The sequence below is a fragment of the Mycobacterium sp. TH-M82 genome, from assembly GCF_057473605.1.
The window spans coordinates 1-1108 of the sequence record NZ_JBYCKY010000033.1; the positions used below are offsets into that span (position 1 = coordinate 1).

Sequence of the window (1108 nt, forward strand, 5' to 3'; positions counted from 1 at the left end):
GAACCGCTCCGGGCGATCGGCCGGGCAGAACAGCCACGCCGGGCCGGCGGACCGGATGCTCATGCGTCGTCGACCGGGCGTTTGCGCACCAGCGTCGCGCGCACCGCGCGGGCGACCACGTCGCCATGCTGGTTGCGCCCGATGTGCTCCAGAGTGACGGTGCCCTCCCCCGGCCGGCTGGTGGACTCGCGTTTGCCGGTGCACACCGTCTCGGCGTAGAGGGTGTCGCCGTGGAAGACCGGCTTGGGAAACGACACTTCCGAGAACCCGAGATTGGCCACGATGGTGCCCTGGGTCAGCTGCGCCACCGACAGCCCGACCAACGTGGACAGGGTCAGCATCGAGTTCACCAGCCGCTGGCCGCCGAATCCGGGCTGCTGCGCCGCCCAGGCGGCGTCCAGGTGCAGCGCCTGGGTGTTCATCGTCAGCGTGGTGAACAGCACGTTGTCGGCCTCGGTGATGGTGCGCCCGGGCCGGTGCAGATAGGTGGTGCCGATCTGGTACTCCTCGAACCACAGTCCGCGCTGCTCAACGGTTTTGGGCGCTTGTTCCCCGGCGCCGCTCATGACAGCCCCAGCGACCGGGCGATCAGCATCAGCTGCACCTCCGTGGTGCCCTCGCCGATCTCCAGGATCTTGCTGTCACGATAATGGCGGGCCACCGGGAATTCGTTGATGAAGCCGTAGCCGCCGTGGATCTGGGTGGCGTCGCGGGCGTTGTCCATCGCGGCCTCCGAGGAGATCATCTTGGCGATCGCCGCCTCCTTCTTGAACGGCTTACCCGCCAACATCTTCGCGGCCGCGTCGTAGTAGGCGGTGCGTGCGACGTGGGCGCGTGCCTCCATCCGGGCGATCTTGAAGCTGATCGCCTGATACTGTCCGATCGGTTTGCCGAACGACTCGCGTTCGCGCGCGTAGCGGACGCTTTCGTCGACGCAGCCCTGTGCCACGCCGGTTGCCAGCGCGGCGATCGCGATCCGGCCCTCGTCGAGGATGGACAAGAAGTTCGCGTAGCCGCTGCCGCGCTCACCGAGCAGGTTGTGCTCGTCGACGCGGGCGTCGACGAACGTCAGCGGATGGGTGTCCGAAGCGTTCCAGCCGACCTTGTT

Annotated in this window: 2 protein-coding genes; both read right to left on the reverse strand. The window is 67.5% G+C overall.

Annotated features, from left to right (window positions below; all coding sequences use genetic code 11):
- Positions 1–59 precede the first annotated feature (59 nt).
- Positions 60–566: a MaoC family dehydratase gene (locus AC2VON_RS01145; RefSeq protein ID WP_486951306.1), complete on the reverse strand. Its 507-nt coding sequence runs from the start codon at positions 564–566 to the stop codon at positions 60–62.
- A partial coding sequence (locus AC2VON_RS01150; protein WP_486951307.1) for an acyl-CoA dehydrogenase family protein occupies positions 563–1108 on the reverse strand: 546 nt, incomplete at its 5' end. The genes AC2VON_RS01150 and AC2VON_RS01145, both read right to left, overlap by 4 nt.

Excerpts from the sequence above, each read along its gene's own strand:
- AC2VON_RS01145 (WP_486951306.1), bottom strand. The coding sequence starts at position 566 with ATGAGCGGCGCCGGGGAACAAGCGCCCAAAACCGTTGAGCAGCGCGGA.